Here is a 2,870-nt window from a genome sequence, read left to right on the forward strand (position 1 = left end):
GAACTGCGCGGGGACCCGGGACACTCTCGTGAATCTGAGGCTCCTCGGGGATGAGAGGCATGAATTGATGTTTATCAAACGCCGGTGCGGGACGCACCGGCGGGTGGCGGCGGGTGCCGCTCAGAAGTCGAAACCGAGTTGGCCACCGGCCTCCAGAGCAACTGCCTCCGGGGTGCTGCGCACCCGCTTGAGGTGCTGCCACCTGGGCAGCGCGTCGAGATAGGACCAGGACAGCCGGTGGTACGGGGTGGGGCCCAGCGCCTCCAGGGCGGCGCGGTGCACCGGCGAAGGGTATCCGGCGTTGTCACCGAACCCGAAGTCCTCGTACGCGGCGCCCAGTTCGGCCATCAGGGCGTCGCGCCGCACCTTGGCGATCACAGAGGCGGCGGCGACCACCACGCAGGACTGGTCGCCCTTGATGACCGTACGGACCTTCCAGGGCTCCCCGAGGTAATCGTGCTTGCCGTCGAGGATCACTGCGTCGGGCCGTACGGGCAGGGCTTCCAGGGCGCGGGAGGCCGCCAGCCGCAGCGCGGCCGTCATGCCCAGTTCGTCGATCTCCTGTGGGGAGGAGTGTCCCAGCGCGTGGGCGGTGACCCAGTCCTCCAGCTGATCCGCGAGGGCGGTGCGCCGCTTGGGGGTCAGCAGCTTGGAGTCGGTGAGACCTTCCGGGGGGCGGCGCAGACCGGTGACGGCTGCGCACACGGTGACCGGACCGGCCCAGGCCCCGCGGCCGACCTCGTCGACTCCGGCGACGACCTTGGCTCCGGTCGTGGCGCGCAAGGAGCGCTCGACGGTGTGGGTAGGCGGTTCGTACGGCATGGCGCCAGCAAGCGTACGCCCCTGCACCCGGCCGGAGTAGCCCCGCCCCCTCCCCTTTTCGTCTCTCCTTCCCGATCCTCTTCCTGATCTTCTTTCCGAGTCTGTTTCAGTCCTTGTTCTCGTGTGATCGGCCGACCGCCGTCGGGAGCCAGCCGGGAAGTTCCTCGGTGCGCTCCAGCCAGCTCGCGGGCGGCGTACCCCGGTCCGCGGACGCGATGATTCCGCCGACGATCGCGCAGGTGGTGTCCACGTCGCCGCCGACCTGCGCGGTCGTCCAGAACGCGGCCTCGAAGGAGCCGAGGTTGCGGGCGGCGGCCCACAGGGCGAACGGCACGGTGTCGTGGGCACTGGTGCGGCGCCCGCAGCCGAGGACTGCGGCGACAGTCTGCGCGTCGCCGTAGTCGAGCATGTCGCGAGCGCGCCGCAGCCCGGCCTGGACGGCACTGCGCGGCACGAGGGCGACGACTCCGTCGAGGAGGGCCTCCGGCGTGACGTCGCCGCCGGCCGCGATCGCCGCGGCGGCGGCCACCGCCATGCTTCCGGCCACGGCCTCGCGGTGCTGGTGGGTGGTGTACGAGGAGATCTCCGCCTGGTGTGTCGCCTGCTCCGGGTCGTCCGCGTACCAGGCGCCGAGCGGGGCGATGCGCATGGCGGCGCCGTTGCCCCAGGAGCCCTGGCCGTTGAACAGGGCCGCGGACAGCTCCCGCCAGTCGCCGCCTTCCCGGATCAGACGCAGCATCCTGCCCACCGCCGGACCGTAGCCGCGGTCGAAGTCGTGGTGCTCGGCGAAGGAGCGGGCCAGGGCGTCCTGGTCGATGCGGCCGTGCTCGGCGAGGACGGCCAGCACGGAGCAGGCCATTTCGGTGTCGTCGGTCCACTGCCAGGGGGCGGGCGGCAGTTCGCGGCGCTTGAGGGACGGGTAGTTGGCGGGGACGAAGAACTGGGAGCCGAGGGCGTCACCCAGGGCCAGCCCGCGCAGGCTTCCCAGGGCTCTGTGGAATCGGTCAGCGGTCATCGCAGCGAACTCTAATTCCTTTCCGGCGGCCACGGTGGCCCCGGACGGGGCTCACTGGCCGGTGAATCCGTACGGTTCCGGGGTGCACCAGCGCTCGAAGGGGCGGTCCAGGTGGTAGCGGCCGTCGGCCCCGAGGATCAGGGCCCGGGTCTCGCCGTTGCCCGGATTCGACAGGGACTCGAACTCGGCGACGGTCCAGTGGAACCAGCGCATGCAGAACAGCCGCATGGTCAGCCCGTGGGTCACCAGCAGGACGTTCGGCGGGTGGGCGGGGTCCTCGAAGCTGCGCCACAGGCTCTCCAGGAAGGCCCCGACGCGGTCGTACACATCGGCCCCGGACTCGCCCTGGGCGAAGCGGTAGAAGAAGTGCCCATAGGCGTCCCGGTACGCCTTCTGCCTGCGGACGTCCGCGGGGTCCTGCCAGTTGCCCCAGTCCTGCTCGCGCAGACGGGGTTCCTCGCGGACCCGGACCCTGGCCAGGTCGAGCCCGAGACCGTGGAAGGTCTGGTGCGTGCGCCGGTAGGGGGAGACATAGGCGGACACCTGCTCGTCCCCGAACATCTCGCGCAGCCGGACCCCGGACTCCCTGGCCTGCCCACGGCCCTTCTCGGTCAGGCTCAGGGCGTGGTCGGGCTCCCGTTCGTAGACGGTGTCGTCGACATTGCCCACCGATTCTCCGTGGCGGACGAGAACGATGCGTCGGGGCCGTGGCATGCCGCCACCCTAGATCGAGCGCGGGCGCCGCGCCGCACGTCGCTCCGGGGTAGCGGGCGGCCGACCCGTATCTCATGGCGGCGAGCGACGAACCGACTGTTCAGCAGCCTGCCGTGGGAGACGGCGACCAGGACTCCGTGCCGCTCGGGACACGGACCGCCGCGCAGGAAGAGCTGAATGGGCATACAGACCTCCAGGAAAGGCCGGCACCGTGAGCGGATACGCACGCGCACGACGCAAGCACCCCGACAAACGCAACTTGAGTAGCGTTACGATCAGCATGGCACAGCCCACCCGACTAACGCAACGGGAGTTGCAA

3 protein-coding genes are annotated in these 2,870 nt (G+C 70.6%); all 3 read right to left on the reverse strand.

The window, feature by feature from the left end; translation table 11 throughout:
- Nucleotides 1-120: 120 nt before the first annotated feature.
- Nucleotides 121-822, reverse strand: coding sequence for a ribonuclease HII (locus K6I34_RS34870; protein WP_229332042.1), 702 nt, complete (start codon nucleotides 820-822; stop codon nucleotides 121-123).
- Between the two features lie 106 nt (nucleotides 823-928).
- The gene (locus tag K6I34_RS34875; protein WP_229332043.1) at nucleotides 929-1,837 is read right to left on the reverse strand and encodes an ADP-ribosylglycohydrolase family protein; all 909 of its coding nucleotides are present in this window, start codon (nucleotides 1,835-1,837) and stop codon (nucleotides 929-931) included.
- A gap of 51 nt (nucleotides 1,838-1,888) precedes the next feature.
- Nucleotides 1,889-2,551 (reverse strand): histidine phosphatase family protein, encoded by a 663-nt coding sequence (locus K6I34_RS34880; protein WP_229332044.1) that lies wholly within the window; start codon nucleotides 2,549-2,551, stop codon nucleotides 1,889-1,891.
- Between the last annotated feature and the right edge of the window lie 319 nt (nucleotides 2,552-2,870).

It is taken from the genome of Streptomyces sp. UNOC14_S4 (assembly GCF_020740835.1).
GTDB lineage: Bacteria > Actinomycetota > Actinomycetes > Streptomycetales > Streptomycetaceae > Streptomyces.

What these genes read in the sequence shown, in the direction of transcription:
- K6I34_RS34870 (WP_229332042.1), bottom strand. Translation starts at nt 822, where the DNA reads ATGCCGTACGAACCGCCTACCCACACCGTCGAGCGCTCCTTGCGCGCC.
- K6I34_RS34875 (WP_229332043.1), bottom strand. Translation starts at nt 1,837, where the DNA reads ATGACCGCTGACCGATTCCACAGAGCCCTGGGAAGCCTGCGCGGGCTG.
- K6I34_RS34880 (WP_229332044.1), bottom strand. Translation starts at nt 2,551, where the DNA reads ATGCCACGGCCCCGACGCATCGTTCTCGTCCGCCACGGAGAATCGGTG.